Raw genomic sequence first — 25,764 nt, 5'->3', positions numbered from 1 at the left:
CCTGTTTTATTTCAGTTTTTTTGTTTCCCGGGTATAGGAAAGATAATGCACAACAGTTTTGCTTTGAATAATGGCATTTAACTGACTGTCAATCCGGCGATCATCCACGGTTGCCCGTTTATGCTGACGGTGATGTTCTGCCGGGGATGACACCATAAATGTCTCCATAAATTCATCCTGCGTGCCGGGAACCGAAAACAGCCCTCTGGAATAACCGCCATCCCGTAGCCGGACCCGTTTCAATTGTTCCATCAGGTCAAAAAATTGTATCTGATGCTCTGTATTCACTTTGTACTGAATACACACCATTACCGGATTTTTATTATCCTCCGGATAATACTGAAATTCCTCCGGCAGGATCAGATGTTCAGAAGGCGATAAATTAATATTATCATGATCAATTTTTACTTTCAGCACACACAGCCAGACAACTACCGTACCGGCAGCCGCCGCAAGCAGCGCTGTCGTGACTGATGTGTGCGACGCAATCTGCCCCCAGATTAATGAACCGGATGCCATTGAACCTGAAAATACCGTCAGATAAAGCGCCAGCCCTCTTGCCCTGACCCAGTCCGGCAATGCTGTCTGCGCTGATACCATCAGGGTGGAAAGTGTGATCAGCCAGCTGAATCCGGCAATAATACTGCCCGCGATCGCCAGATATTCCGAGGTGGTCACGGCAAATATCACCAGCACAATCACAGTACCGGCAGTCCCGGAGGTCACTAATGTTCCGGTGCTGAACCGTGCGCGCAACGCGGACAGACTGAATGCTCCGATGACCGCTCCGATACCGATACTGGTGGTTAAGATCCCGTATAACGTTGCATCACCCTCAAGTGATACCCTGGCAACCAGCGGCAGCATCGCCCAGTAGGCACTGGCAAATATAAAGAAAGCAGCGGCTCTGATAATGGTTTTAATTAATGCCGGACTGTAACGGACATAGCGCAGCCCGGAAATCATCGCAGCAACCACAGATTCTGCCGGTAAGGTGTTTTCTTTGTGCTTCTCCCCTTTCCACCACCACACCGCCGCAATAATGGCAATAAAGCTGAACGCGTTAAGAACAAACGGAAGATAAAGCCCCACCTGTGAGATCAGCACCCCGGCAAGTGCCGGGCCGATGGCACGGCTGATATTTATCCCCATACTGTTTAATGCGATCCCCGCTTTTAATTCATGAGGCGCGACAATACCCTGGACAATAGCCTGCCAGGCAGGACCTGAAAAAGCAGCCCCGGCGCCGAGAATAAAAGTAATAAACAGCAGCCAGCCGATACTGACCGCACCGGAATAAACCAGAACAGCCAGTAATGCAGCGGCAAAAAGCATCGTGATATTGACAATAATAAGCAGCTTGCGCTTATCAAAAATATCAGCAACAGCCCCGGCCGGTAAGGCTAATAAAAAGACCGGCAATGTTGTCATGGCCTGAATAGTCGCGATCATGACAGGATCAGGGCTCAGATTTGTCATCAGCCATCCTGCACCGACATCATTCATCCATGTACCGATGTTAGAAAATAATGTCGCCACCCATAACACAAAGAAAACACGGTTACGCAGCGGTGACCAGGCAGATGATTGCGGATTAGTCATGTGAATATGATCTCCGGTTTAATGTGGCTGATGTTTCACCACCAGCCACCGTATTAACAGACACAGCAATAATTAAAATGCAAAACAGGAACACCCCAGTGCGCCCCAGAAGGCATTATCATCCGCAACCGGCACAGACGATTTACGGGCAATATCATGCTGATGGCCGTGCACGTGACACGAACCGCAGCACTGGTGTAACTGATTCAGGATCGCGGCTTTATTTTCCTGCTGTAAATAAGAATAATGCCCCGTGACTTTAATAACCGGTGACCAGTCAGGTAAAACCGGAATTGACGGCGGTGCCAGCGGTCCGAAAATACCGTTACCGTAAACGATCTCGCCATTTACTACCGTCAGCAGTGATTCGATAGCTTTAATTTCCGGTTCAAGCACACGGAAATAGTCGTCAGACAAGGCAATAAAATCCGCAAACTGCCCTGATTTAATCTGCCCTTTTTTACCCTGCTCATCAGAGAACCAGGAGCTGCCGATAGTCCATAACTCTAACGCGGTATCTCTGTCTAACCGGTTATTGTCATCGTACATTTTCATACCACCGACTGTCCGGCCTGACACCAGCCAGTAAAGCGCTGTCCATGGGTTATAACTGGCTACGCGCGTCGCATCCGTCCCCAGCCCGACCGGCACCCCCGCGTTGAGCATTTTTGCCACCGGCGGTGTGTGTTTCACCGCTTCATGACCATATCTGTCCGCGAAGTATTCCCCCTGGAATGCCATACGATGCTGGATAGCCAATCCGCCACCCAGGGCTTTTACCCGTTCAATATTTTTTTCACTGATGGTTTCCGCATGATCGAAAAACCAGTGCAGACCGTCAAACGGGATCTCTTTATTTACTTTTTCAAACACATCCAGCATACGGCTGATGGATTCATCATAGGTGGCATGCAGACGGAACGGCCAGCGGTGCTCAACGAGGTGGCGGATCACAGCTTCAAGTTCCGCATCCATATTGTCCGGCAGATCCGGTCTTGGTTGCAGAAAATCCTCAAAATCAGCCGCAGAAAACACCAGCATTTCCCCCGCGCCATTGTGACGGAAAAAATCGGTTCCCTCCCCCGGCGACACCATGGATGTCCATTCGCGGAAGTCCTCCAGTTCCTGTTTCGGACGCTGGGTAAACAAGTTATAAGCGATACGGATGGTCAGCTGATTCTGTTTTGCCAGTTCCGCGATCACCTCATAATCTTCCGGGTAGTTCTGAAAACCGCCACCGGCATCAATCGCGCTGGTTACCCCGAGGCGGTTAAGCTCACGCATAAACTGACGGGTTGAGTTAACCTGATAATCCAGCGGCAGTTTCGGGCCTTTCGCCAGCGCGGAATACAGCAGCATGGCATTCGGTTTCGCAATCAGCATACCGGTCGGGTTACCGTGCTCATCCCGCTGAATTTCCCCGCCCGGCGGGTTCGGGGTATCTCTGGTATAACCGATCACCCGCAGTGCTGCCTTATTCAGCAGCGCACTGTCATAAAGATGCAGTACAAAAACCGGCGTATCCGGTGAAACGGCATTGATCTCGTCTAATGTCGGCATCCGTCTTTCGGCAAACTGGAACTCACTCCAGCCACCCACAACCCGCACCCACTGCGGCGCCGGTGTCACATCAGCCTGTGCTTTTAACATCGCCAGAGCATCCGATAATGACGGAACACCTTCCCAGCGTAATTCAAGGTTATAGTTCAGCCCGCCGCGGATAAGATGAAGGTGCGAGTCATTCAGGCCGGGAATAATCACCTGACCTTTAAGATCAATAATCTCCGTTTCTTCATTCCTGAACTCCATGGCCTCATCGTTGGTTCCGACAGCAATAAATTTACCGTCACGGACTGCAACGGCCTGAGCAACGGGATTTTCACGATCGAGAGTATGAATATCACCGTTAATAAATATTTTTGATGCGAAGATTTTATTCATCATGATGTGTTTCCTGTTTATGAGGAACTCACTGCTTATCAAAGCGTGTTGTGGCAAACGACATAAAAAAATAACCGGAGAGTGACCTCTCCGGTTATAACGCTGTTATCTGATAACGCGCTGAGGTGCTTTATGAACCATGGTATAGGCATAATCAACACCCATACCGTAAGCACCGCTGTGCTCCTGAACCAGCCCCATCACTGCGTCATAGGTTTCTTTGCGGGCCCAGTCACGCTGATACTCCAGTAATACCTGCTGCCAGGTCACAGGAACAGCCCCGGCCTGCACCATACGGTCAATGGAACGTTCATGCGCATCAACTGACGTACCGCCGGATGCATCTGTCACAATATAAACTTCATAGCCTGCTTCAATCGCCATTAAGGTCGGGAAATTTAAGCAGACTTCAGTCCATAATGCCGCCATAACTAATTTTTTACGGCCGGTTGCTTTAACGGCTTCGACAAACTTCTGATCTTCCCAGGAGTTCATGGAGGTACGTTCGATAGGTTTTGATTCAGGATGGACAGCCAATAATTCAGGCCAGATATATCCACTGAAGCTTTCTGTTTCAACAGAGGTATAAATGGTCGGCACATTGAAAATTTTTGCTGCTTTCGCCAGACCAACGGTATTATTTTTCAGTTGCTGGCGGTCAATATTAGCCACACCGAAAGCCATTTGCGGCTGATGATCAATAAAAATAACGGCGGAGTTTTGCGGACTTAACAGCTCTAATTTAGACATAATATATTCCTGTTCAATTAGTTAAGTTGATAACGCCTGAGTATTAAACTCACTTACTGACAGGAAACATAATAAGTTCTCACCTGATAATGACCAGATGGCAAATTTGACTTTAGAAGTCAAAAAAAATGAATAACATTTGTTATCTGTTGATTTATTTATCTTTTATACCGGATTTTACAGAATAAACAGAAACGGTTTTGTGCATTGATAACAATACATTCATTATAATTTAACTTAAATACAGTATATTAATTCTTTCTTTATTTTATTGCTCTGAATGAAATGATATTAACTGCCCGTCTTATATTAATAATCATTCGTTATTCAGATGATCCCAAAAAATATCTCATTTTGTCCTTTATCACTCTTTTCTTATTTTATCTTTTGTATACCGGCCATAATGTAAATATCCCGGTAACAAGATGCAATAATACCGACTTTAATACCCATTCAACTTGTGCCTGAAGCTGCTAATAAGTGCTGGGCACGACAAGCCATAAAAACAAAAAAAGCCCACTTTTACATGGGCTTAATTCGTTATTTTTCCAGTCACTGCCAGCGGGTTTTTATTGGGGGATTATTCCCACTCAATCGTCGCCGGTGGCTTGCCGCTGACGTCGTATACGACACGGGAAATGCCGTCGACTTCATTGATGATGCGGTTGGAGACACGGCCTAACAGGTCGTATGGCAGATGTGCCCAGTGTGCGGTCATAAAGTCGATGGTTTCGACTGCGCGCAGTGAGACAACCCAGTCGTATTTACGGCCGTCGCCCATGACGCCGACAGAACGTACCGGCAGGAAGACAGTGAATGCCTGGCTGACTTTGTGGTACAGATCTGCTTTGTGCAGTTCTTCGATAAAGATAGCATCGGCGCGGCGCAGGATGTCGCAGTACTCTTTTTTCACTTCGCCCAGCACGCGGACACCCAGACCTGGGCCCGGGAACGGATGGCGGTACAGCATATCGTACGGCAGACCGAGTTGCAGACCGATACGGCGGACTTCATCTTTGAACAGTTCACGCAGCGGTTCAACCAGACCCAGTTCCATATCTTCCGGCAGGCCGCCGACGTTATGGTGGGATTTGATTACATGGGCTTTACCGGTTTCAGAGGCGGCAGATTCAATCACATCCGGATAGATAGTGCCCTGCGCCAGCCATTTGACCTGTTTCTGTTTTGATGCTTCTTCATCAAAAATTTCAATGAATGTATGGCCGATAGCTTTACGTTTGGCTTCCGGGTCCGCAATACCTTTCAGGGCATTCAGGAAACGGTCTTCCGCTTTGGCGTGGATGATATTGAGGTCAAATTTACCTTCGAACATCTCCATAACCTGCTCTGCTTCGTTCAGACGCAGCAAGCCGTTATCCACGAATACACAGGTCAGACGTTTGCCGATGGCGCGGTTTAACAGCATCGCGGTCACAGAGGAGTCCACGCCGCCGGAGAGCGCCAGGATGACGTGGTCGTCACCGATCTGCTCACGCAGGCGGATAACGGTGTCTTCGATAATGGCTTCCGGAGTCCACAAGGCTTCACACTGACAGATATCCAGCACGAAACGTTTGAGGATTTCCAGTCCCTGGTGAGTATGGGTCACTTCCGGGTGGAACTGCACGCCGTAGAAACGTTTTTCGTCGTTTGCCATGATTGCGAACGGACAAGTTTCAGTGCTGGCAACAGTGACGAAATCAGACGGGATAGCGGTGACTTTGTCGCCGTGGCTCATCCAGACATCCAGCAGCGGTTTGCCGTTGTCATCCAGCATGTCATGGATGCCACGGAACAGTTCGCAGGTTTCGCGGATTTCGACCTGCGCATAACCGAACTCGCGCTCGTCAGAGGTTTCCACTGCGCCGCCGAGCTGCATAGACATGGTCTGCATGCCGTAGCAGATGCCGAGAACCGGCACACCGGCACGGAAGACATATTCCGGTGCGCGCGGGCTGTTGTGTTCAGTGGTGCTTTCCGGGCCGCCGGAGAGAATAATACCGTTCGGATTGAAATTACGGATCTGTTCTTCAGTGACATCCCATGCCCACAGTTCACAATAAACGCCGATTTCACGGATACGGCGCGCGATCAGCTGAGTGTACTGCGATCCAAAGTCGAGGATAAGAATGCGGTGCTGATGAATATTCGTTGTCATTAATGTATGTTCCAAAAGCAAACAATTATAGGCTGGCGGTCCGCAGACCGCCGCATGAATCAGAGACCTGAACGGTAGTTTGGTGCTTCTTTGGTGATCGTCACATCATGAACGTGACTTTCCTGAATCCCGGCACCACTGATACGGACAAACTCTGCTTTAGTATTCAGTTCGTGAATAGTTGCACAACCGGTCAGTCCCATGCAAGAGCGCAGGCCGCCCATTTGCTGGTGAACGATGGTTTTCAGCACACCTTTGTAAGCCACACGGCCTTCGATACCTTCCGGCACCAGTTTGTCCGCCGCGTTATCGGTCTGGAAGTAACGGTCTGAAGACCCTTTGGACATCGCACCAAGTGAACCCATACCACGGTAAGATTTGTAAGCGCGGCCCTGGTAGAGTTCCACTTCTCCCGGAGATTCCTCGGTACCGGCAAACATCGAACCGACCATCACACATGCCGCACCGGCAGCCAGCGCTTTCGCGATATCACCGGAGAAACGGATACCGCCGTCAGCGATAACAGGGATACCGGTACCTTCCAGCGCTTCAACCGCATCAGAAATCGCGGTTAACTGAGGTACACCCACGCCGGTCACGATACGGGTGGTACAGATAGAACCCGGGCCGATACCCACTTTCACCGCGCTGACACCAGCCGCCGCCAGGGCTTTCGCACCTTCGGCTGTTGCGACGTTACCGCCGATGATTTCGAGATCAGGGTATTTTTCACGGGTTTCACGGATACGCTGTAACACGCCTTCAGAATGGCCGTGAGAGGAGTCGATTAACAGAACGTCCACACCGGCAGCCACCAGCGCATCAACACGCTCTTCGTTACCGGCACCGGCACCGACAGCCGCACCGACACGCAGACGGCCGTGCTCATCTTTACAGGCGTTTGGCTTACGCTCTGCTTTCTGGAAGTCTTTGACGGTGATCATACCGAGCAGATGGAATGCATCATCCACCACCAGCGCTTTTTCCACGCGGCGTTCATGCATTTTCTTCAAAACCACTTCACGGGCTTCGCCTTCGCGGACAGTTACCAGACGCTCTTTAGGCGTCATAACAGCAGTAACCGGCTGATCCAGGTCAGTCACGAAACGCACATCACGGCCGGTGATGATACCGACTAATTCATTATCGGTAGTGACTACCGGATAACCGGCGAAACCGTTCTGTTCGGTCAGAACCTGAACTTCACGCAGTGTGGTGCACGGGGTAACAGTCTGCGGATCAGAAACCACGCCGCTTTCGTGTTTTTTCACACGGCGGACTTCATCGGCCTGACGCTCGATGGACATATTTTTATGGATAAAACCGATACCGCCTTCCTGGGCAAGGGCAATCGCCAGACGCGCTTCCGTTACGGTATCCATCGCCGCCGAGATCATCGGGACGTTAAGACGGATCTTCGCGGTAAGTTGTGTCGATAAATCGGCAGTGTTAGGCAGAACTGTGGAGTGTGCAGGAACTAAGAGGACATCATCAAAGGTTAAAGCTTCTTTTTTAATACGTAACATGTGCAATATCTCACCAGGCAGCAGGATTGAAAGAAGATAAAATATTGCCGCGGCATTATACAGGTGGTAATCGGTTGCGCCTAGCCTTTTTTTTAAAAATTCGTTGATAATCTGTCAGAAGGCGGTAGTATCGGACAATTAAGTCCTTGTTTTATTATTTGATCTGGCTCACATGTTGCTACCTGAAAATACCGCAATTTTTACTGTTACCCGGTTAAATACGACAGTCCGGCAGTTACTCGAGCTGGAAATGGGCCGGATTTGGATCAGCGCGGAGATCTCCAACTTCTCACGCCCGTCTTCCGGTCACTGGTATTTTACCCTGAAAGATGAAAAATCCCAGGTGCGGGCAGCGATGTTCCGCGGCAATAACAGCCGTGTGACATTTGTGCCGCAAAACGGGCAGCAGGTGCTGGTGCGCGCCGCGATCACCCTGTATGAGCCGCGCGGGGATTATCAGCTGATTATTGAATCCATGCAGCCCGCCGGTGAAGGTTTGCTTCAGCAGCAGTTTGAACTGCTGAAAGAGAAGCTGAAAGCCGAAGGACTGTTTGATACCCGTCTGAAAAAACCGCTGCCGGTACCTGCCACCTGCGTGGGGGTGGTGACATCCGCTACCGGTGCCGCCCTGCACGATATTCTGAATATTCTGCGCCGCCGTGACCCGTCGCTGCCGGTTATTATTTATCCCGCACAGGTTCAGGGAGCCGATGCACCGGCACAGATTGTCCGTGCTATCGAAACCGCCAACCGCCGTGATGAGTGTGATGTGCTGATTGTCGGGCGCGGCGGCGGTTCACTGGAAGATTTGTGGAGTTTCAATGATGAGCGGGTGGCTCGGGCGATTTTTGCCAGCCGTCTGCCGGTGATCAGTGCCGTCGGCCATGAAACGGATATCACTATCGCCGATTTTGTCGCGGATTTACGGGCACCGACACCCTCCGCGGCCGCCGAACTGGTCAGCCGTGATCTGACTGAACGCCTGCGGCAGATCCAGTCTGTTCAGCAGCGTCTGGAAATGGCGATGGATTATTTTATTGCCAGAAAACAGCGGTTGTTCAGCCAGTTACATCACCGTTTACAGCAACAGCATCCGCAACTGCGTCTGGCGCGGCAGCAACAGCTGATTCAGCGACTCGAACAACGGCTGATTCAGGCCGGACAGCATATGCTGACACAAAAATCCCGTTTGCTGACACAGACTGAGCAGCGTCTGATGCGCCGTGACCCGCGTCCGCAGTTACAACAGCAGCAGCGCCATGTTCAGCAGTTGCAGTTCCGTCTCTCCTCCGCTATGCGGGAACAGCTCAGTCAGCAGCGTGAGCGTTTCGGGCGTCTCTGCTCAACGCTCGAAGGTGTCAGCCCGCTGGCAACACTCAGCCGCGGGTTCAGTATCAGCCAGACGGACAGCGGTGAAGTGCTGAACAAAACCCGTCAGGTGAAAGTCGGGCAGAAAATCACCACCCTGTTACAGGATGGCAGTGTGGAGAGTGAAATTATCGCCGTACACAAAAAAGCGGCTGCCCGTAAACGAAAAGCCGCTGAGTAATATACGGTTTTACCGGTGACATTGTCACACATTAAGTGACAGTGTCACGGAACCTGCTGTTCATCCACCATCAGCAGGAACACATAGCCGAGTGCCACATCCCACAAATAGTTAAATCGTCCCGATTTACCGCCGTGCCCTGCTTCCATATCGGTATAGAGCAGCAGCAGATTATCATCCGTTTTCATCTCCCGCAGTTTTGCCACCCATTTTGCCGGCTCCCAGTATTGTACCTGTGAATCGTGCAGGCCGCTGGTTACCAGCATATTCGGATAGGCTTTCGCCTCAATGTTGTCATACGGACTGTAGGCACGGATATCGCGGTAAGCGGATTCATTTTCCGGATTGCCCCACTCGTCATACTCACCGGTGGTCAGCGGAATGGACGGATCAGACATCGTAGTCAGCGCATCAACGAACGGCACCTGTGTCACGATACCACGATACAGCTCCGGAGCCTGATTAATCACCGCTCCCATCAGCAAACCGCCCGCACTGCCGCCGGTTGCGTAGATCCGGTCTTTCGCACCATAACGCCGTGCAATCAGTTCCCGCGTTACATCAACAAAATCATTAAAACTGTTGATTTTATGCTGCATTTTTCCGGCATTGTACCAGCGCTTACCCAGCTCACCGCCGCCGCGGATATGCGCCTGAGCATAAACAAAACCGCGATCAAGCAAACTCAGCCGGTTGGCGTCGAAATCCGGGTCCATACTGGCGCCATACGCGCCGTAGCCTTCAATCAGCAGCGGATTATCTCCCTGTGAATCGTGTCCCTGTGAATCATGTCCGGGCTGATAGTGATCTTTATGCCAGACCAGTGAAACCGGTACCTGTACGCCGTCACGGGCAGTGATCCAGATCCGTTCACTGTGATAATTCTCCCGCTGAAAACCGTTTACCTGCATCTGTTTCAGTAACGTACGTTCTCCGCTGGCCATATTCAGTTCATACACCGACGCCGGTGTGGTCATCGAGGTATAGCCGTAGCGCAGCAGCTGACTGTCCGGCTCCGGATTCAGTCCGAGCCATGCGCAATAAGCACCGTCATCAAATGCGACTTGTGTTTCTTTCCCGCTCTGCCGGTGAATAATACGGATTTTCGGCAGCGCGGCGTGCCGTTCCTGTAATACCAGCCAGTCACGAAACAGTGTGAAATCCTCCAGATCGGTATCCGGTTGCGGTGCAATCAGCGTTTGCCACGGATGCTCCGGGGAATCGGTCTGATAGAGGCCAAACAATTCATTTTCGTGGTCAGAGCGGATATAAAACTGCCCGTCCAGGTGATCAATATGATATTCACGCCCGTCCTGACGCGGCGAGAAACAGATCGGCGGCTGTAACGGCGCATTGGCATTCACCAGCTGAACCTCAGAGGTGACCGGGCTGTGACAGCCGATAAAAATCCAGTCACGGGAGGATGACAGAGATAACCCGGTATAAAAACGATCATCTTCCTCACGGTAAACCAGTACATCCTGTGTGGTATCGGTGCCGAAACGGTGACGATAAACCTCGAACGGCAGCAATGTCTGCGGATCCTGACGGACATAGAACAGCACCGAACCGTCGGCAGACCACACCAGATCGTCAGCCACGTCTGTCAGCACCGATTCCTGCCAGTCATTATCGGTCAGATCACGATAAGCAACCTGATATTCACGGCGGCCGACTTTGTCCTCGGCAATCGCGATACGGCGGTTATCCGCACTGACGGCCAGCGAAACCAGCTCGTAATACGCCAGCCCCTCTGCCCGCACATTGCCGTCCGCCAGCAGTTCCCACTCGTCACCGGTTATTTTGCGCCGCTCATACAGCGGATACTCTTTACCTGCCTCAAAACGGGTGCGGTACACATAACCGTTATAACGGTACGGCGCGGATTCATCGGCCTGCGGCATACGGGCAACCATCTCCTCATACAGCGCCTCTCGCAGCGGTTCAGCGGCCTTCAGTTTCTGTTGTGTATAGCGGTTTTCATCCGTCAGATACTGAATAACCAGCGGATCACTGCGGGTATCATCCCGCAGCCAGTAGTAATTATCCGTCCGGGTTTCACCGTGTGCGGTGAACTGTACCGGACGTTTAAGGGCCTGCGGGATAGTCATACCTGCTCCTGATCTGTTTTTTTGTTGTGATGTCATAAAAATTTACTAAATTCTGCCCTTTGTTCCGCGATTCCGCACTATGATAGTAACGTTTTCATTTGTTTTAATTCTTTATTCATCACCGGGTTTTCACCGGTTCAGGAGGTTACAATGAAACAATACCGCGTTGCTGTTGTTGTCGGTTCTCTGCGTGAGCAAAGTTACAACCGTCAGCTGGCGCATGCTCTGGTCTCCCTTTTCCCCGCACACATTCAGTGTGAATTTGTCAGTATCGGTTCACTGCCGCTCTATAATCAGGACTGTGATGCACAGCCGCCTGCTGAAGTACTGGCATTCAAACAGCAGATTTCACAGGCTGACGGTGTGATTTTTGTCACGCCGGAGTATAACCGCTCTGTCCCCGGTGTGCTGAAAAACGCACTGGATCAGGGCTCCCGTCCGTGGGGACAGAACAGCTGGGACAGTAAACCCGCTGCTGTGATCGGCACCTCTGCCGGGGCAATGGGTACGGCGATGGCACAGCAGCACCTGCGCAATGTGCTGGCATTTCTGAATATGCCGACTCTCAACCAGCCGGAAATGTACCTGCAATGGTATGACGGCATGGTCAGCGCAGACGGCACATTCAGCGAAAAAACCGGTGCTTTTGTGCAGAAATGGGCTGATGCCTATGTCCGCTTCCTGGAAGCGCACAGCTGATAATCCGGCCGGGCAGACTCAGCGGAATGTCAGTTGCTGCCCGGTATTAAAATCATCCGCATTCAGGGCATGACGCCCTCTGTCTCCGGTACAGTGACAGCCGTACACCCGGGTTTCCGGGCCAAGTGCCTCTGCGGCACGGCGTAACGCGGCCGGTGTTGCCCGGCGCAGATGCAGTCCGCCGACCACCGCCTGTACCGGTGCATTATCCGTCAGGGCCCGCGCATGCTGTATCACCGACTCAATCCCGGAATGGCTGCATCCGGTGATAATCACAATCCCCGCCTCCCCGCGCCAGATCAGAAAACTGTCATCCCGGACATAATCCGCCTCCCCGCTTCTGAGCAACACCCCGTAACGGCGCACCACGGCCCGCCGGGTGATTTCTCCGGCAAACAAAAAACGGGATGAGATAGCGTACGGTTTTTCGGTCAGCACAAACTGATAGTCACGGCGCAGTGTGTCCTCACAGAACAAGGGGGATAACCGTTTGAATTTCAGCGGGTAACTGCCCAGCCACAGCGCGGCACGGCGCGGTTCAAAAATATGCGGATGCGCAATCACCGTCAGCGGGGATGGCAGTTTATGCCGTTCAGTACGGGTTAATCCGCCGAAATGGTCATAATGACCGTGCGACAGTACCACCGCATCAATCTCTGACAGTGAAATCCCCAGCGCCTGTGCATTACGGATATAGGTATCATCTGCCCCCGTATCAAACAGCAGCGAGTTTTCCCCGTCCTCCAGCAGCAGGCTCAGACCGGCGTGAGATTCCAGTTTCGGGTCAGAATTAGTATTTTCCAGCAGTGCAGTGATACGTAACATGGATAATAATCCCTGAAAGATAAATATGTTCTGCCGTTATATATAACACAGTGTTTTCCGCTATAACGCATCTGTATTGTACCGCAGAGCGCAGATTATGATTTAATTCAGGTAATGTTAATAAATCAGCATGACCCGGCTGTAAAATTGTTAAATAATAGCCGGCCGATACCGACTTTCAGGAGTTCCGCATGGGAATTATTACCGCTTTTGCGAAAAGCACCGATAACAGTCAGCTTTTACGCCTTTTGCATCAGCAAATAGAAAAACAGGATGTACCGGTAGTCTGCCGTGATGACCTGGATGATCAGCTCACGGATATCGCCGCCTATATGCATGATGAACATTATCCCGCCCTGGCGGTTCGCCGGAAAAAAATCAATATACTGACCGGGGTACTCGCCCTGCCGGTATTACTCTTCTCTCTGCTGCTGTTTTCACAGAAGATTATTGATACCCTGTCACTGAATATCGATATCAGCTATCTTTCACTGACCCTGCTGGACTATAGCCTGACTTACATTTGGGCTGTATTTATTTATGCGGCGGTGTTGTTCGGGACTATTTTTTATTTTTATTTCCTGCAAAAACAGGCAGAAAAATATGCCGGCCATCTGATTGATGACTTTATCAGCCGGATATCTCGGTAACCTGAACGGATTAAGATCAGATTAAGCCCCGTTGTCACATTAATTTGCCTGCGTTGTCACAGTAAACGTCAATGCTATACTGAAATCCGCTTTTACAGAGCGAATTTACAGAGAGAGAGAAAAAAAACGTGCAAATTCTATTAGTCGAAGACGATTTACAATTAGGCAAAGCATTGTGCCGGGGTCTGGAACTGGCCGGTTTCCGGGTGTGCTGGCTGCGTCTGCTGGCCGACGCCCGCAGGCGGCTGACAGAACAGCACTTTGATCTGATGCTGCTGGACCTCGGGTTGCCTGACGGCGACGGTTTTGACTCTCTGGTTGAATGGCGTAATAACGGGGAACAAATTCCGATTATTATTATGACTGCCCGCAACCAGCGTGATCATCTGGTGAATTCCCTTGATTCGGGAGCGGATGATTTTATTTCCAAACCTGTTGAACTGCCGGAATTAATTTCGCGGGTTAAAGCGGTTTCCCGCCGTATTGCCGGTTTTTCCTCACAATTATGGAAAGTGGATAATATTACTCTTAACCCGATGAACCATCAGGTAACGCTGAACGATGAATTATTATTGCTCTCCGGTAAAGAATATCAGTTACTGTACGAGTTAATGCGTAATACCGGCAATGTGGTACGCAAACCGGAGCTGGAACAGCGTTTATTCGGGCTGGACGATAAAATCGAAAGTAACTCCCTGGAAGTGCATATCCATAATCTGCGCCGTAAAATCGGCAAAGAAAAAGTGATTACTGTCCGCGGAATTGGCTATCTGCTGAAAAAGGACAGCGAATAAGTGAGAATCCGCTCATTCTTTGTTTACACCGTTCTCCTCCAGACGTTCTCAATGCTCCTGCTGTGGGGCGTCTGGATTGCCTGGCTGAAATACGCTTACCTGCCGGATTTAAGTGAAGATTTTAATGCCCAGCAAATGGTTATTGCCCGGGGTATGTCCGATACCCTGCGGGAAACCCCCACAGATTCCGCCACCTTTCCGCAAATCACCCGTGCACTGGAGAGCATGTACGCCAATGCGATGAAAAGCGGGCTGGAAGAAGAAAATTATGATCCGCTGGTCGCCATTCTGCACAGCACAACGGGTGAAGTCCTGTACAGCAATAAACCGGATGTCCATATTCCGCTGAAACCGGACGGAATCGAGCGTTTCTCTGAGGACGGTGAAACCTGGTATCTTGCTTATAATACCGACCCGGATATGCAGCGCACCGCGGTGATCGGCGAATCCGGTACCGACCGTCATATGCTGATCGGCGACCCGGCAACCGGTACTGCCGTTCCGCTGCTGTTTATTCTCGGTACTATGCTGTCATCCACTATTATCACCACCTATCTCAGTCTGCGCCCGCTGCGTGAAACCACCCGCAGTATCGCCACCCGTAATCCGGGCAATCTGACACCAATCAGTATGAAGTATCAGTACAATGAAATGCGTCCGGTGCTGCATGCCATCAACCAGCTGATGCAACGGGTGGATGCCGCCAATCTGCGGGAAAAACAGTTTATGGCGGATGCCGCTCATGAACTGCGCACACCGATTGCTGCGGTACTGGCACAAATTCATCTGCTCAAACAGATTGATGACCCGGCGGAACGTAACGAAATTACCGCCGATATGGAAATCAGTCTGGATCGCGCGGTGTCATTGTCGCGGCAGCTGATTGATCTGGCCCGGCTGGAAACGGAAGATTATCCGCTGAAAATGGAAAAAATCGACCTGACTCAGGCGCTGAGCCACGCTATTGCTACGCTGGTGCCCTATGCCCTGCGTAAAGATATTGAATTTTCCTTCGACGGCCCGGAAAGCTGTATTATTGTCAGCGATAAACAGGCACTGTTCTCCATTATCAACAATATATTAAATAATGCGGTGAAATACTGTCCGCCGGGCAGTCAGGCGGAAGTCTCACTGAACACAGGAACACCGGGGGAAGTACAGATCATCATCCGTGATAACGGTGACGGGATCAGTGAACAGCATCGTCATCGTCTGTTTTCACGTTTTTTCCGTGTCCCCGGCAGCAGTGAAAACGGCAGTGGCCTCGGCCTTGCTATTGCCCAGAATCTGGCGGAAAAAATCGGCGGTTATCTCTCGGTCACCGACGGATTACAACAGCGTGGTATCGGGTTTGTGATCCATATTCCGGCTGAAAACCGTGAAATTCCCGCCGCATCCCATGACAGTTCTGATACATAAGGCTATGCTGAAAACAGTCAGAACAGGAGGGACAGATGAAACAGGCACTGATTATTATCGACCTTATCAATGACATTACCGGCAAACACGGGCTTTCCAATGCCTGTCATGAACAGACAGAAGCCCGTCACCTGATCGCCGCCACGCGGGAAACCGCTCGTCAGGCACGTCTGCGGGCGATCCCCGTAATATGGGTACGGGTCGGGTTTGCGGATGACTGGCATGATATCCCTGCCGGGTCACCGATGTTTCAGCGGGCGAAAGAGATTGGCGCCCTGAAACTGAGCGGAAGCGGTTGTGACTGGGCAGACGGTACCGATGTGCAGAAGGAGGATATCTGTTTTGTGAAGAAAGGCGTCAGTGCCTTTGCGGGAAATGATTTACTGATCTGGCTGCGCAAAGCCGGGATTGAGCATCTGGTTCTGGCTGGTGTCAGTACCGTGATGGCGATTCAGAGTACGGCACGTTATGCCCACGACAGCGGGTTTTATGTCTCGGTGGCAGAAGATTTATGTGCCGCCCCGACAGCAGAGCTGCATCAGATAAGCCTGGAGATGCTCCGGCCGATGGCCGCTATCACCACCTCCGCCGCCTGGCTGGCACAATAACTTTTCATTATCCGCGCAGTTTCCCTGCGCGGATCTCCTTGCTTACCACAGCGACAGCAGATAACGCAGCAGCGCGGTCACAATCGCGGCAGCCAGCACTATCACCAGAAACGGCTTTTTATACCATGTCAGCAACCCGGCAACCGCCACCCCGGCCATTTTCGGCCAGTCTGATAATTCCTGCCCGCTGAAAATAGTCATGGTCACTGCCACGGCAAACAGGATGACAATCGCACCCGCTGAGAGCAGATTTTTGACATGTGACGACACCGAGAAACGCCCGCTGAGCAGTGCCCCGGAAGCCCGCATGGCATACGTCCCGACCGCCAGCAGTGCGATCCCCGTCAGAATGGATAATGTATCCGGCATTATGCTCTCCTCAGGCTGACAACCAGCCCCAGCAGTGATAACAGTACCGGGATACCCGGCGGTAAAAACGGTGTGGCGGCCAGTGCAATTACAGCACCCAGCAACGCGGCGCGGCGGGTTTTCGCTTCACGCAGTGCAGGCAGACATAATGCAAGGATAATGGCCGGGAACATCGCATCCAGGCCCAGCGCTTTGGTATCCACAATAAACGTGCCGAGAAACTCACCGATAATCGTTCCCAGCGGCCAGCACAGAAAAATTCCCAGCCCGCACAACCAGAAGGCGGCTTTTTGCTTATCTTTCTGTTTTTCCGCCAGACCGAACACCACACTCTCATCATTGAGAATATGAAAGCCCAGCAGTTTTTTCGGGCCTGTACCGGCGAGATCATGTACCGCCAGACTGAACGGCACGTGACGGGCATTGACCAGCAATCCGGCCAGCGCGGCAGACACCGGACTGCCGCCTGCGGCCACCACGCCGATAAACAGAAACTCTGACGCACCCGCCAGCACAACCAGGGACAGTGTCAGCGGTACCCAGAGCGGGAATCCGCTGGCATGTGCCAGCGCACCGTAGGAGACGCCGACAATTAAATCAGCCACGCAGACCAGCAAAATATTGCGGATCATGGCATTATCGAGTGGAATAGCGAATTTCATTGCGATAGACTTATAAATTGAACGATACGTTCATTATGTCGAACGCTTTAAATTACGCAAGTGTTAATTCCGGGTTATTTCCGTTAACCAGCAGAGAGTACATTTTATGGATTCACCTATCACCCCGCCCCTGCAGATTATGGCTGTCAGGCTGACTGAAGAGCGTCAGCGCCAGGGTCGTTCCATCGCCGATGTTGCGCGCAGTGCCGGTATTGCCAAATCCACACTGTCACAACTGGAGTCGGCACAGGGAAATCCGGGAATCGAAACACTGTGGTCACTCTGCGTGGCACTGAATATCCCGTTTGCCAGCCTGTTTGAAACCCCGAAAAGCCGGGTAACCGTGCTGCGGCGCGGGGAAGGCATTCAGGTCAGCGCCGAGAATGCCTATTACCATGCTTTTCTGCTCTCTTCCGCTTCTGCGGTTAACCGGCGTGACCTGTACACCATCACGGCGCAGCCCGGTAAAGATCGTATTTCCGAGCCGCATATGGCACAGGTTACCGAACATATCCTCCTGATGACCGGCAGTGCTGTCGTTGGTACTCTTGATGAACCCGCCACACTCCTGCCCGGCGACTATATTTCCTACCCCGGCGATGTCCCGCATATTTTCAAAGCACTGGAGCCGGATACCACGGCTGTGATGATTATTGAGCATTGATTTACGCATTTGCTATTCACAAATACTTACTTATCGCAAATAATGTAAAGTGAAGTTTATCATTTCGGGTATATTCCGCATCCGGTATCAGGCTGCTCCGGCACGCACTGATGCCGGTACAACGGGCTTACTAAGGAAAAACCATGCTTGATTTTAACCGTCAGAATTTAACTCATATGACAGCCGGTGCCCTGAAAAAACAGCGGGGCTATTTGTGGATCATCGCCATTCTCCTGCTGGCCGGTGGTGTGGCCTGTCTGATGAATCCGCTGATTTCCGGTGTCACCCTCAGCTATATTATCGGGGGGCTGCTCCTGATAAACGGGCTCTCCATGTTATTTGTGACACTCAGCAGCCGGCTTTACAGCGGCGGCAGTAAGCTGTTTTCCGTTCTGGTTGCGGTTGCCTATCTCCTTCTGGGTTATGTCTTCCTGACCGAACCGCTCACCGGGATGCTCAGTCTCGCCATTCTGCTCGCCATTCTGTTTATTGCGGGCGGGATACTGCGTCTGGGCTCCGGTCTGCGTCAGATATCACAGGCACGCGGCTGGCTGAACATTATTATCGGTCTGCTGGATCTGTTTATCGCCTACCTGCTGGTCGGTAACGGCCCGATTGTGTCGGTCTCCCTGATAGCGACTCTGGTCGGTATTGAACTGCTGTTCAGTTCTTTCGGGCTGATCGCCGCGGCTTCCGTCCTTAAAAAGAGTAATTAACCGCTTCCGGTGGCGCGGGCAAATCATTTGCCGCGCCATTTTCCCTTTTTTTCATTTTTTCCGCTTTTATCGCAACTTTACATACCCTTTCAGTATCCGTACCTGAAAAATGGTACAGTATTCAATGTGATCCCATTTTAATATTTTGCTGCTCACTGAGGAGTCTGTAAAAACCACGTCACAGGAGATATTTTTTATGGAGCAACAACTGCGACTATGGCTGCAACAACGATTTGAACTCAGTAATGATTACGCTTCATGGACGGCCATTACCGGCGTAATTGTTCTTATTCTGGCTATCGCTGTTATTCTGCATCTTTTTCTGCACAAAGGCCTGCTGCCGTATATTGAACGCCGCAGCGGCGGCTCACAGCGTCCGTGGGGCGCACTCATCACCCGGACCAAACTGTTTAACCGGTTTGCGCTCCTGATTCAGGGTATCGTCTTTAATATCCAGGCGCTGGTCTGGCTGGGACGCGGCTCTGCCGCACAGGAGATCCTCACCACCGGTGCGCAGGCATGGTGCCTGCTGTTCGGCATGCTGCTGCTGTTTTCAGTCATGGATATTCTTCAGAGCCTTTCACGTCATACTCCGTCTCTGAGCCGCCTTCCGCTGCGCGGTGTCATGCAGAGTCTGAAACTGATTGTCGCGGTACTTTTCAGTATTCTGATTATTTCACTGCTGATCGGTAAATCGCCGCTGATTCTGCTGAGCGGACTCGGTGCCATGACCGCGGTTCTGATGCTGGTCTTTAAAGATCCGATAATGGGACTGGTGGCCGGCATTCAGTTATCGGTCAATGATATGCTCAATGTCGGAGACTGGCTGGAAATGCCGAAATACGGTGCGGATGGTGCGGTAACAGACATCGGTTTGACCACCGTAAAAGTGCAGAACTGGGATAATACGATCACCACAATCCCGACTTACGCCCTGATCTCTGATTCCTTTAAAAACTGGCAGGGAATGACTGCATCAGGCGGTCGCCGTATTAAACGCAGTATGAATCTGGATACCACCAGCATCCGCTTTCTGACCGATGAGGAAATCAGTCAGCTGCGGGAGTCACCCCTGATCGCCGGTTACATTGATGCCAAATTACAGGAAATTTCGGAATACAACGCGCAGGAACCAGCGAATACCCCGCTGAACCAGCGGCGGCTGACCAATATCGGGACATTCCGTGCATATGCGGAGGCGTATATCAAAGCCAATCCGCATATTCACAAGAAAATGACCACCATGGTACGCCAGCTGGCCCCGACACCGGACGGGCTGCCGGTGGAAATCTACGCTTTCACCAATGTGACGGCATGGATAAGCTATGAGCAGATCCAGTCCGATATTTTTGATCATCTGTTCGCGATACTCCCGCAATTCTGGCTGCGGGTGCATCAGACACCAACGGGCTTTGATATGCGCGGTATCGCCGCCCATTTCGCCCGTGAGTGTGAATCAGAACGCCGAACCGGGCTGTAACAGAAACTCCGCCTCTTCCGGGGTGGAGTTCCGCCCCAGAATCTCATTGCGGTGCGGGTAGCGGCCGAAGCGGTCAATGATCGCTTTGTGCCGCCGCTCAAAATCCTCAGTGCTCTCATCGAGCCCTTTAAACAGTAATTCTGCCTGCTGATGGATCAGCGCAGATTCCGAATGCATATACGGCATCAGTACAAATTTACGCTGAACCGGAGGTAATTGCAGGTAATCTGCTGTTTTCACCGCCTCCTGAGCCAGCACCAGTGCCATCGGATCCTGCGCAAAGGACTGTGCATCCCCGCGCCAGAGGTTACGGGAGAACTGGTCCAGTACAATAATTTCCGCCAGACGCCCGCCGATATGCTCCCGCCAGCTGAAACATTCCCCGGCTGCCGCCTGTTCCCATATTTTAAGAAAACGACGGCGGATCAGGTCATCAAACTGTGTGTCCTTCTTAAACCACTGCTCCGGTGTTGCTTCATTAAACCAGAAATTCAGTATCTGCTGTGCTTCCATTGTCAGGCTCCTTATCAGTCCGGTATGAGGATCTCTCCCTTTGCCCGGCGGTCATATCACGGTATGCTTGGGGATCATTATTAGTTTAACGCATATATTGTCAATTATTTATCACAGGCTGATCTCCATGGGAAAACTGTCCGCACACACTGCCACCGTTTACGGCATCCTGTCTATTTTGTTCTGGAGCACCATTGTCGGATTAATCAAACGGGTCAGTGAGGATTTCGGACCGGCTTTCGGGGCAGCTCTGATATACACCCTCGGATCCGTCATGTTACTGATGGTGACCGGATTCCCTGCCATCCGCCGCTGGCCGCGCCGGTATCTGATCTGGGGGACCGCGCTGTTTGTCAGCTATGAGGTCTGCTTTATTCTGGCTCTGGGTTTTTCGCAAAACCGCCAGCAGGCGATTGAACTGGGTATGGTGAACTATCTCTGGCCATCCCTGACGGTCGGACTGGCCGTGATCATGGGCGGACAGCGTTTGCGCCTGATGCTGATAGCAGGTCTGGTACTGGCCGTTCTCGGTATCAGCCGGGTGATCGGCGGGGAGGACGGGTTATCATTTTCCTCCATCGCCGCCAACGTCGCCCTTAATCCGCTGAGTTATGGCCTTGCATTTGCCGGCGCGGTGATCTGGGCATTCTACAGTAATTTATCGCGCAGACTGGCTGACGGAAATAACGGAATTACGCTGTTTTTTATCATCACGGCCCTGATGCTGTGGGTGGTGACCGCCGTTGACGGCATAACTCTGCCTGCTGAGTTTTCCGTTTCCACGATAGGTTTCCTGATTGCTGCTGCCGCACTTTCCTGTGCCGCTAATGCCCTCTGGACCATCGCGGTACTGCGCGGGAATGTTGCACTGATAGGTACACTGTCTTATTTTACCCCGGTACTCTCCACCGCGTTCTCCTCATTATTACTCAGTACCGCCCTCTCCTTTGCATTCTGGCAGGGAGTGCTGATGGTCACCGGCGGTTCATTATTATGCTGGCTCGCCACCCGCCGGAAATAACCCGGAAATGAATCCGCGGATTTGCGGCAGAATATGCTAAATTAGCGCCAATGTTATTGTTTGTTGCCTGTCAGGAAATACGATGTCCAAAAAACTTAAACATAAACTGGTTAATTTATTCTTACAGCTTTATACACGCCGCCGTGATTTTTCTCACTCAGTCACGGCCTTTAAACAGCTGGAGACAATCGACTTCCGTAATATTGTCATTTATTCGACAACCGCACTCGGGGATTTTCTGATGAATACCCCCGCGATTCATGAAGTCAGAAAACGTTTTCCTGATGCCCGGATTACCGTTGTTTCCGGCAATAAAATGGCCCCCTATATTCGTACCGGTATTGGTAAAGACTGGGATGATGTAGTGTGCTGGAACAGTAAAGTTAATACTGTTACCAAACTGGTCAGAGATTTAAAAGCGCACGGAACACCGGATCTGATTCTGATTATGCACTCGCATAACCCGTATGATTACCTGAGTGCCATCATGACCGGCGCACCGTTTGTTTTCCGCTGTAATCATCCTGACAGCCTGCGTTCACTGATGGAGCCATGGCTGACCAACTATAATGGCAGCAGCAATTGTCATACCATCCAATCCCGCCTGAATCTGATAGCACCGCTGGGATGCCGGTTTACCGGCAGCAGTATAGAGATGCATGTTCCCTGTGATGTCACTAAGGAACCGTCTGCGTGGCATAACGTCGGTTTTCAGATGGGGGCATCCAGTGAAGAAAGGTGCTGGCCGGTACCTTACTTTGTACAGCTTGCCACAGCGCTGATGTCAGCAGATGATAAAATCCGCATAGTTTTGTTCGGTTCACCGGGAGAGATGCATCTTTCTGAGCAGTTTATTGCGCTGCTGCCTGCGGAATTTCATCGCCGTACCGAATCGCTGACCGGTAAAACATCCATGACGGAACTGACTCAGGCGGTGAATAATGTTGATGTTCTGGTTACCGGAGATACCGGAACCATGCACATTGCAATTGCCCTGAAAGTCAGAACTGTCGGCTTATTTGTCAGTGCTGCGGCTCATGCCACAGGACCTTATCAGGACCCGCATCTTCACCGCGTGATCACCGGTTTTACCAGCCCGTTGTCAATCCCGCCCGGTAACCATGAGATGACAGCGATTAGTCCTGACCGGGTAATCACTGCTGTGCAGGATGCACTGACTGATGTTTATCCGGATACACACGGGCTTTGACCGGGCCTGATTACTTACGTAAAAGCACGGTCTCACACCCGGCTGAAAAATGCAGTAGACTGACAAAAAAAGGAGGATTTATGTCAGAGAGTATGAAAAAACCGCGTATGACACAGGAAGAAGAGGATGAAATAGAGACCCTGACGAAAGGTCTTGTCATGCGGGATAAGATGAAACTGCCGAAGATTGACAAAGAAACTGAACTGCAGCGCCCTGAACGTTTGCGCGCGTGGTTCCGGGCACGTCTTAAATTTCACCGTGACGCAGCCGGAAACAGTTAACCGTATAACAGTACTGCCGGTGATGTATCAGCACCGGCAGTCTGATAATACTTATTTTGCCATCTCAATAATTTCTTTTGCTGTTTTACCCTGTAATTTCTCTTTCAGCGCTGCCATCATTTTTTCTTCATCACCACCACTGGCAAATGCCACCTGGAAGCTGATTTTAGTAATCGCGCTTTTCAGCTCACGGGATTGCTCCGGGCTCAGATCTTTTTCCATTTTTGCAATGGATTCCTGTGCTGTCTGCTGTGATGACATATCCAGTGTTGCATCACCGCAAGCGGTAAGTGCGAAAGAGAGCGCGATAACTGCCAGTAATTTTTTCATTATTCCACCTCGTTAATTATATCCGCGGTATTTTACATTGCCGGACAGATAAAACCATGTTTATTACAGTCAAAATTAACCGTTTATTTATACAGTTATAATCCCCGCGGTCTGCTGCAAAAACCAGACATTTATTTGTTATTGTAAATCAGCTGTTTTTCAGTACCTGTGCCGATATAATACTTCCGTCTGAGAAATACACGGAAAAGCTATGTTTAACGAATGTGTTGTTGATGAAATTTTAAACTGGATAGAAAACAATCTGGAGTCTGATCTTTCATTAGAAGCCGTTGCCGGAAAAGCAGGATATTCCAAATGGCATTTTCAGCGTATTTTTAAACAGCAGACCGGTTACACCCTGGCAAATTATGTCCGCGCCCGGCGTTTATCCTGTGCGGCCATCGCGTTACGTCTGTTACCGCTCAACCTGATGCATTTATCCATGAAGTACCGTTTTGATTCACAACAGACATTTTGCCGGGCCTTCAAACAGCATTTTGGCATCACCCCCTCTGCTTACCGTAAACAAAACGGCTGGCAGCCGGGCGGATTTGTTCTGCCGAAACGCTATGCCGGAAAACTGCACTCATCGGTTGAAATGACAACCCTGCCGGAAAAAGTTCTGACCGGAACCACTCATATTTATCAGGCCGCATCCGACACCTGGAATATGTGCCTGCCACAGTTGCGGAAATATTACTGGCAGCCTTTTTTACAGCGGCTCACTGTTTTACCGGATTCGGTTTATGCTATACACGGCGTCAGTAAATCTGCAGGTGATACCTTCTCAATGTATTACGCCACACTGGCTGAGACACATTATCTTAAAAGCACCACACCACAAGATATTATTTACACACCGGACCATGCTCATTATTTGAAGATCATTTTTACCGGTGACTTTTCAGATATTGATTTTCAGGATATTACCTACGATATCTATAATAATTTACTGCCGGAGCTGAACATCATCCGCAATCCTGATCACCCGGATACGGAAGAATACGTATTTCACGATAATCTGACAGAATTAAACCCGGAAAATCCGAAATCCGCAGTCCGGACGATTAATTATTACATTCCGGTGCTGACGGATAACGCCGGTTTGTGATCATTATCTGCCATCATCATGCTATGACGGTCCTTTTGTTCTTCTGCCAGCCGGGCAATATTATTTTTCTGTCCGGCGTCATAAAAGCCAAGAATAACAGTAAATAATACAAAACCATATACTACTTTTTGTTTTGACGGTACCTGTCTGCTGACGACAGTATAAATAATCAAAGCCGTCGCAATAACGACCACTGATATATATACGTAGTTTTCCATAACAGTCACTCCCCTGATTATGTTCCGACCATAATTTACCTTATCCGGCGGGATATTATTCTGATACTCCTCCTGAAATAGAAAAATTAGGAATTAACCGTTGTATATTTCCTGTTTTTTACAGATTAACCGGTTATTATAAATACGAGTATCTTCTGATTTGCGGAGGTAACCCATGTCATCATATACAGAACGTATTACCACAGCACACATTCAGTGTGATGCAGAAGAAGAACTGCTGCCGCTGTTAAAAGAACTGACCGATAAGCAGATGCTGGGCGGCTGGCGGTTACGCAAACATGAAACAACGCCTGCCGGCACACCTTCTCCCTGGTATCTGCTGAAAGATAATGCACAGATTGCCCTGCTGCCGACACATCCTTACGCCGCTGTTTCCGTTGCGGATGCCGGTATCGCGGAGGCGGAGGAAATCACGGAACATAACGGCCGGATTGAACACCTCAGTAATGCCATAAATTCCACTTACGGTATTTTATATTGTCACCTGTCATTTAAAACGCTGACGGTGTAAGACATGTCAGATAATGTACCGGGAC

At 50.6% G+C, this 25,764-nt stretch carries 26 protein-coding genes; 14 read left to right on the top strand and 12 right to left on the bottom strand.

Features of this window, described 5'->3' with window-relative positions; all coding sequences use genetic code 11:
• Positions 1-6: 6 nt before the first annotated feature.
• From JC793_RS08435 to guaB, 5 genes are all read right to left on the bottom strand, one after another.
• Complete coding sequence (locus tag JC793_RS08435; RefSeq protein ID WP_218428149.1) at positions 7-1,602, bottom strand: MFS transporter; 1,596 nt, start codon at positions 1,600-1,602, stop codon at positions 7-9.
• Positions 1,603-1,674: 72 nt separating this feature from the next.
• Positions 1,675-3,543 (bottom strand): amidohydrolase, encoded by a 1,869-nt coding sequence (locus JC793_RS08430; protein ID WP_218428378.1) that lies wholly within the window; start codon positions 3,541-3,543, stop codon positions 1,675-1,677.
• A gap of 105 nt (positions 3,544-3,648) precedes the next feature.
• Positions 3,649-4,293, bottom strand: a complete 645-nt coding sequence (locus JC793_RS08425) for a hydrolase (RefSeq protein WP_046892291.1) — start codon at positions 4,291-4,293, stop codon at positions 3,649-3,651.
• Positions 4,294-4,873: 580 nt separating this feature from the next.
• Positions 4,874-6,451 carry a glutamine-hydrolyzing GMP synthase gene (guaA, locus tag JC793_RS08420; protein ID WP_166707647.1) on the bottom strand — a complete coding sequence of 526 codons (1,578 nt, stop codon included), beginning with the start codon at positions 6,449-6,451 and terminating at the stop codon, positions 4,874-4,876.
• A gap of 59 nt (positions 6,452-6,510) precedes the next feature.
• A complete protein-coding gene (guaB, locus tag JC793_RS08415) occupies positions 6,511-7,977 on the bottom strand; it encodes an IMP dehydrogenase (protein ID WP_046892333.1) in 1,467 nt (488 codons plus the stop codon).
• Between the two features lie 172 nt (positions 7,978-8,149).
• Here guaB and xseA point away from each other — a divergent pair, with 172 nt between their 5' ends.
• Entirely contained in the window at positions 8,150-9,526 is a 1,377-nt protein-coding gene (xseA, locus tag JC793_RS08410) for an exodeoxyribonuclease VII large subunit (protein WP_218428147.1), read from the top strand.
• A gap of 44 nt (positions 9,527-9,570) precedes the next feature.
• On the opposite strand, the gene JC793_RS08405 is transcribed toward xseA, so the two are convergent.
• Positions 9,571-11,637 (bottom strand): S9 family peptidase, encoded by a 2,067-nt coding sequence (locus JC793_RS08405; RefSeq protein ID WP_247717346.1) that lies wholly within the window; start codon positions 11,635-11,637, stop codon positions 9,571-9,573.
• Positions 11,638-11,787: 150 nt separating this feature from the next.
• Between JC793_RS08405 and JC793_RS08400 the strand changes: the two genes are divergently transcribed.
• Entirely contained in the window at positions 11,788-12,336 is a 549-nt protein-coding gene (locus JC793_RS08400; protein WP_218428144.1) for an NADPH-dependent FMN reductase, read from the top strand.
• Between the two features lie 18 nt (positions 12,337-12,354).
• Here JC793_RS08400 and JC793_RS08395 read toward each other — a convergent pair whose 3' ends face one another.
• Complete coding sequence (locus tag JC793_RS08395; protein ID WP_218428142.1) at positions 12,355-13,161, bottom strand: MBL fold metallo-hydrolase; 807 nt, start codon at positions 13,159-13,161, stop codon at positions 12,355-12,357.
• A gap of 191 nt (positions 13,162-13,352) precedes the next feature.
• Here JC793_RS08395 and JC793_RS08390 point away from each other — a divergent pair, with 191 nt between their 5' ends.
• The 4 genes from JC793_RS08390 (at position 13,353) to JC793_RS08375 (ending at position 16,632) form a co-directional block, all read left to right on the top strand.
• A complete protein-coding gene (locus JC793_RS08390; protein ID WP_218428140.1) occupies positions 13,353-13,811 on the top strand; it encodes a DUF6097 family protein in 459 nt (152 codons plus the stop codon).
• Positions 13,812-13,939: 128 nt separating this feature from the next.
• Complete coding sequence (locus JC793_RS08385; protein ID WP_046892339.1) at positions 13,940-14,605, top strand: response regulator; 666 nt, start codon at positions 13,940-13,942, stop codon at positions 14,603-14,605.
• Positions 14,606-16,024, top strand: coding sequence for an ATP-binding protein (locus tag JC793_RS08380; RefSeq protein ID WP_247717345.1), 1,419 nt, complete (start codon positions 14,606-14,608; stop codon positions 16,022-16,024). It begins immediately after the preceding gene.
• Between the two features lie 35 nt (positions 16,025-16,059).
• The gene (locus tag JC793_RS08375) at positions 16,060-16,632 is read left to right on the top strand and encodes a cysteine hydrolase family protein (protein ID WP_052926082.1); all 573 of its coding nucleotides are present in this window, start codon (positions 16,060-16,062) and stop codon (positions 16,630-16,632) included.
• A 42-nt stretch (positions 16,633-16,674) separates the two neighbouring features.
• On the opposite strand, the gene JC793_RS08370 is transcribed toward JC793_RS08375, so the two are convergent.
• Together JC793_RS08370 and JC793_RS08365 are read right to left on the bottom strand one after the other, a co-directional pair.
• Positions 16,675-17,001, bottom strand: a complete 327-nt coding sequence (locus tag JC793_RS08370) for an AzlD domain-containing protein (protein WP_052926081.1) — start codon at positions 16,999-17,001, stop codon at positions 16,675-16,677.
• The gene (locus JC793_RS08365; protein ID WP_166707641.1) at positions 17,001-17,663 is read right to left on the bottom strand and encodes an AzlC family ABC transporter permease; all 663 of its coding nucleotides are present in this window, start codon (positions 17,661-17,663) and stop codon (positions 17,001-17,003) included. The genes JC793_RS08370 and JC793_RS08365 overlap by 1 nt, the downstream gene beginning before the upstream one ends.
• Positions 17,664-17,769: 106 nt before the next feature.
• Between JC793_RS08365 and JC793_RS08360 the strand changes: the two genes are divergently transcribed.
• The 3 genes from JC793_RS08360 (at position 17,770) to JC793_RS08350 (ending at position 20,523) form a co-directional block, all read left to right on the top strand.
• Positions 17,770-18,327 carry a helix-turn-helix domain-containing protein gene (locus JC793_RS08360; protein WP_166707640.1) on the top strand — a complete coding sequence of 186 codons (558 nt, stop codon included), beginning with the start codon at positions 17,770-17,772 and terminating at the stop codon, positions 18,325-18,327.
• A gap of 143 nt (positions 18,328-18,470) precedes the next feature.
• Entirely contained in the window at positions 18,471-19,043 is a 573-nt protein-coding gene (locus tag JC793_RS08355) for an HdeD family acid-resistance protein (RefSeq protein WP_166707639.1), read from the top strand.
• A 196-nt stretch (positions 19,044-19,239) separates the two neighbouring features.
• Positions 19,240-20,523, top strand: a complete 1,284-nt coding sequence (locus JC793_RS08350) for a mechanosensitive ion channel family protein (RefSeq protein ID WP_166707638.1) — start codon at positions 19,240-19,242, stop codon at positions 20,521-20,523.
• Here the strand turns inward: JC793_RS08350 and JC793_RS08345 are convergent.
• Positions 20,500-21,036 (bottom strand): DUF924 family protein, encoded by a 537-nt coding sequence (locus tag JC793_RS08345; RefSeq protein WP_166707637.1) that lies wholly within the window; start codon positions 21,034-21,036, stop codon positions 20,500-20,502. The two genes, JC793_RS08350 and JC793_RS08345, sit on opposite strands and share 24 nt — an antisense overlap.
• A 127-nt stretch (positions 21,037-21,163) precedes the next feature.
• Here JC793_RS08345 and yddG point away from each other — a divergent pair, with 127 nt between their 5' ends.
• From yddG to JC793_RS08330, 3 genes are all read left to right on the top strand, one after another.
• Positions 21,164-22,057, top strand: coding sequence for an aromatic amino acid DMT transporter YddG (yddG, locus tag JC793_RS08340; RefSeq protein WP_273745853.1), 894 nt, complete (start codon positions 21,164-21,166; stop codon positions 22,055-22,057).
• 82 nt (positions 22,058-22,139) lie between these two features.
• The gene (locus JC793_RS08335) at positions 22,140-23,267 is read left to right on the top strand and encodes a glycosyltransferase family 9 protein (protein ID WP_218428138.1); all 1,128 of its coding nucleotides are present in this window, start codon (positions 22,140-22,142) and stop codon (positions 23,265-23,267) included.
• A gap of 80 nt (positions 23,268-23,347) precedes the next feature.
• Entirely contained in the window at positions 23,348-23,548 is a 201-nt protein-coding gene (locus JC793_RS08330) for a hypothetical protein (protein WP_046892349.1), read from the top strand.
• Between the two features lie 51 nt (positions 23,549-23,599).
• Here the strand turns inward: JC793_RS08330 and JC793_RS08325 are convergent, their stop codons facing one another.
• Positions 23,600-23,878 (bottom strand): DUF6694 family lipoprotein, encoded by a 279-nt coding sequence (locus JC793_RS08325; RefSeq protein WP_046892350.1) that lies wholly within the window; start codon positions 23,876-23,878, stop codon positions 23,600-23,602.
• Positions 23,879-24,089: 211 nt separating this feature from the next.
• Here JC793_RS08325 and JC793_RS08320 point away from each other — a divergent pair, with 211 nt between their 5' ends.
• Positions 24,090-24,989 carry a helix-turn-helix domain-containing protein gene (locus JC793_RS08320; protein ID WP_218428136.1) on the top strand — a complete coding sequence of 300 codons (900 nt, stop codon included), beginning with the start codon at positions 24,090-24,092 and terminating at the stop codon, positions 24,987-24,989.
• On the opposite strand, the gene JC793_RS08315 is transcribed toward JC793_RS08320, so the two are convergent.
• Complete coding sequence (locus tag JC793_RS08315) at positions 24,953-25,207, bottom strand: hypothetical protein (protein ID WP_218428134.1); 255 nt, start codon at positions 25,205-25,207, stop codon at positions 24,953-24,955. The two genes, JC793_RS08320 and JC793_RS08315, sit on opposite strands and share 37 nt — an antisense overlap.
• Before the next feature lie 175 nt (positions 25,208-25,382).
• Between JC793_RS08315 and JC793_RS19570 the strand changes: the two genes are divergently transcribed.
• A complete protein-coding gene (locus JC793_RS19570; protein ID WP_243846769.1) occupies positions 25,383-25,739 on the top strand; it encodes a hypothetical protein in 357 nt (118 codons plus the stop codon).
• Positions 25,740-25,764 lie beyond the last annotated feature (25 nt).

Origin of the sequence: Morganella morganii, from assembly GCF_019242955.1 — a bacterium.
GTDB lineage: Bacteria > Pseudomonadota > Gammaproteobacteria > Enterobacterales > Enterobacteriaceae > Morganella > Morganella sibonii.
The sequence above is the reverse complement of the archived record's forward strand: the minus strand, read 5'-3'. Positions and strand labels throughout refer to the sequence as shown.

Bases quoted from the DNA above. Each gene is read 5' to 3' on its own strand.
- JC793_RS19570 (WP_243846769.1), top strand. From the start codon at position 25,383: ATGTCATCATATACAGAACGTATTACCACAGCACACATTCAGTGTGAT.
- JC793_RS08430 (WP_218428378.1), bottom strand. From the start codon at position 3,543: ATGAATAAAATCTTCGCATCAAAAATATTTATTAACGGTGATATTCAT.
- yddG (WP_273745853.1), top strand. From the start codon at position 21,164: ATGGGAAAACTGTCCGCACACACTGCCACCGTTTACGGCATCCTGTCT.
- JC793_RS08435 (WP_218428149.1), bottom strand. From the start codon at position 1,602: ATGACTAATCCGCAATCATCTGCCTGGTCACCGCTGCGTAACCGTGTT.
- JC793_RS08405 (WP_247717346.1), bottom strand. From the start codon at position 11,637: ATGACTATCCCGCAGGCCCTTAAACGTCCGGTACAGTTCACCGCACAC.
- JC793_RS08375 (WP_052926082.1), top strand. From the start codon at position 16,060: ATGAAACAGGCACTGATTATTATCGACCTTATCAATGACATTACCGGC.
- JC793_RS08365 (WP_166707641.1), bottom strand. From the start codon at position 17,663: ATGAAATTCGCTATTCCACTCGATAATGCCATGATCCGCAATATTTTG.
- guaA (WP_166707647.1), bottom strand. From the start codon at position 6,451: ATGACAACGAATATTCATCAGCACCGCATTCTTATCCTCGACTTTGGA.
- JC793_RS08345 (WP_166707637.1), bottom strand. From the start codon at position 21,036: ATGGAAGCACAGCAGATACTGAATTTCTGGTTTAATGAAGCAACACCG.
- JC793_RS08320 (WP_218428136.1), top strand. From the start codon at position 24,090: ATGTTTAACGAATGTGTTGTTGATGAAATTTTAAACTGGATAGAAAAC.
- JC793_RS08425 (WP_046892291.1), bottom strand. From the start codon at position 4,293: ATGTCTAAATTAGAGCTGTTAAGTCCGCAAAACTCCGCCGTTATTTTT.
- JC793_RS08400 (WP_218428144.1), top strand. From the start codon at position 11,788: ATGAAACAATACCGCGTTGCTGTTGTTGTCGGTTCTCTGCGTGAGCAA.
- JC793_RS08360 (WP_166707640.1), top strand. From the start codon at position 17,770: ATGGATTCACCTATCACCCCGCCCCTGCAGATTATGGCTGTCAGGCTG.
- xseA (WP_218428147.1), top strand. From the start codon at position 8,150: ATGTTGCTACCTGAAAATACCGCAATTTTTACTGTTACCCGGTTAAAT.
- JC793_RS08325 (WP_046892350.1), bottom strand. From the start codon at position 23,878: ATGAAAAAATTACTGGCAGTTATCGCGCTCTCTTTCGCACTTACCGCT.
- JC793_RS08335 (WP_218428138.1), top strand. From the start codon at position 22,140: ATGTCCAAAAAACTTAAACATAAACTGGTTAATTTATTCTTACAGCTT.
- JC793_RS08315 (WP_218428134.1), bottom strand. From the start codon at position 25,207: ATGGAAAACTACGTATATATATCAGTGGTCGTTATTGCGACGGCTTTG.
- JC793_RS08390 (WP_218428140.1), top strand. From the start codon at position 13,353: ATGGGAATTATTACCGCTTTTGCGAAAAGCACCGATAACAGTCAGCTT.
- JC793_RS08370 (WP_052926081.1), bottom strand. From the start codon at position 17,001: ATGCCGGATACATTATCCATTCTGACGGGGATCGCACTGCTGGCGGTC.
- JC793_RS08330 (WP_046892349.1), top strand. From the start codon at position 23,348: ATGTCAGAGAGTATGAAAAAACCGCGTATGACACAGGAAGAAGAGGAT.
- JC793_RS08350 (WP_166707638.1), top strand. From the start codon at position 19,240: ATGGAGCAACAACTGCGACTATGGCTGCAACAACGATTTGAACTCAGT.
- JC793_RS08355 (WP_166707639.1), top strand. From the start codon at position 18,471: ATGCTTGATTTTAACCGTCAGAATTTAACTCATATGACAGCCGGTGCC.
- guaB (WP_046892333.1), bottom strand. From the start codon at position 7,977: ATGTTACGTATTAAAAAAGAAGCTTTAACCTTTGATGATGTCCTCTTA.
- JC793_RS08395 (WP_218428142.1), bottom strand. From the start codon at position 13,161: ATGTTACGTATCACTGCACTGCTGGAAAATACTAATTCTGACCCGAAA.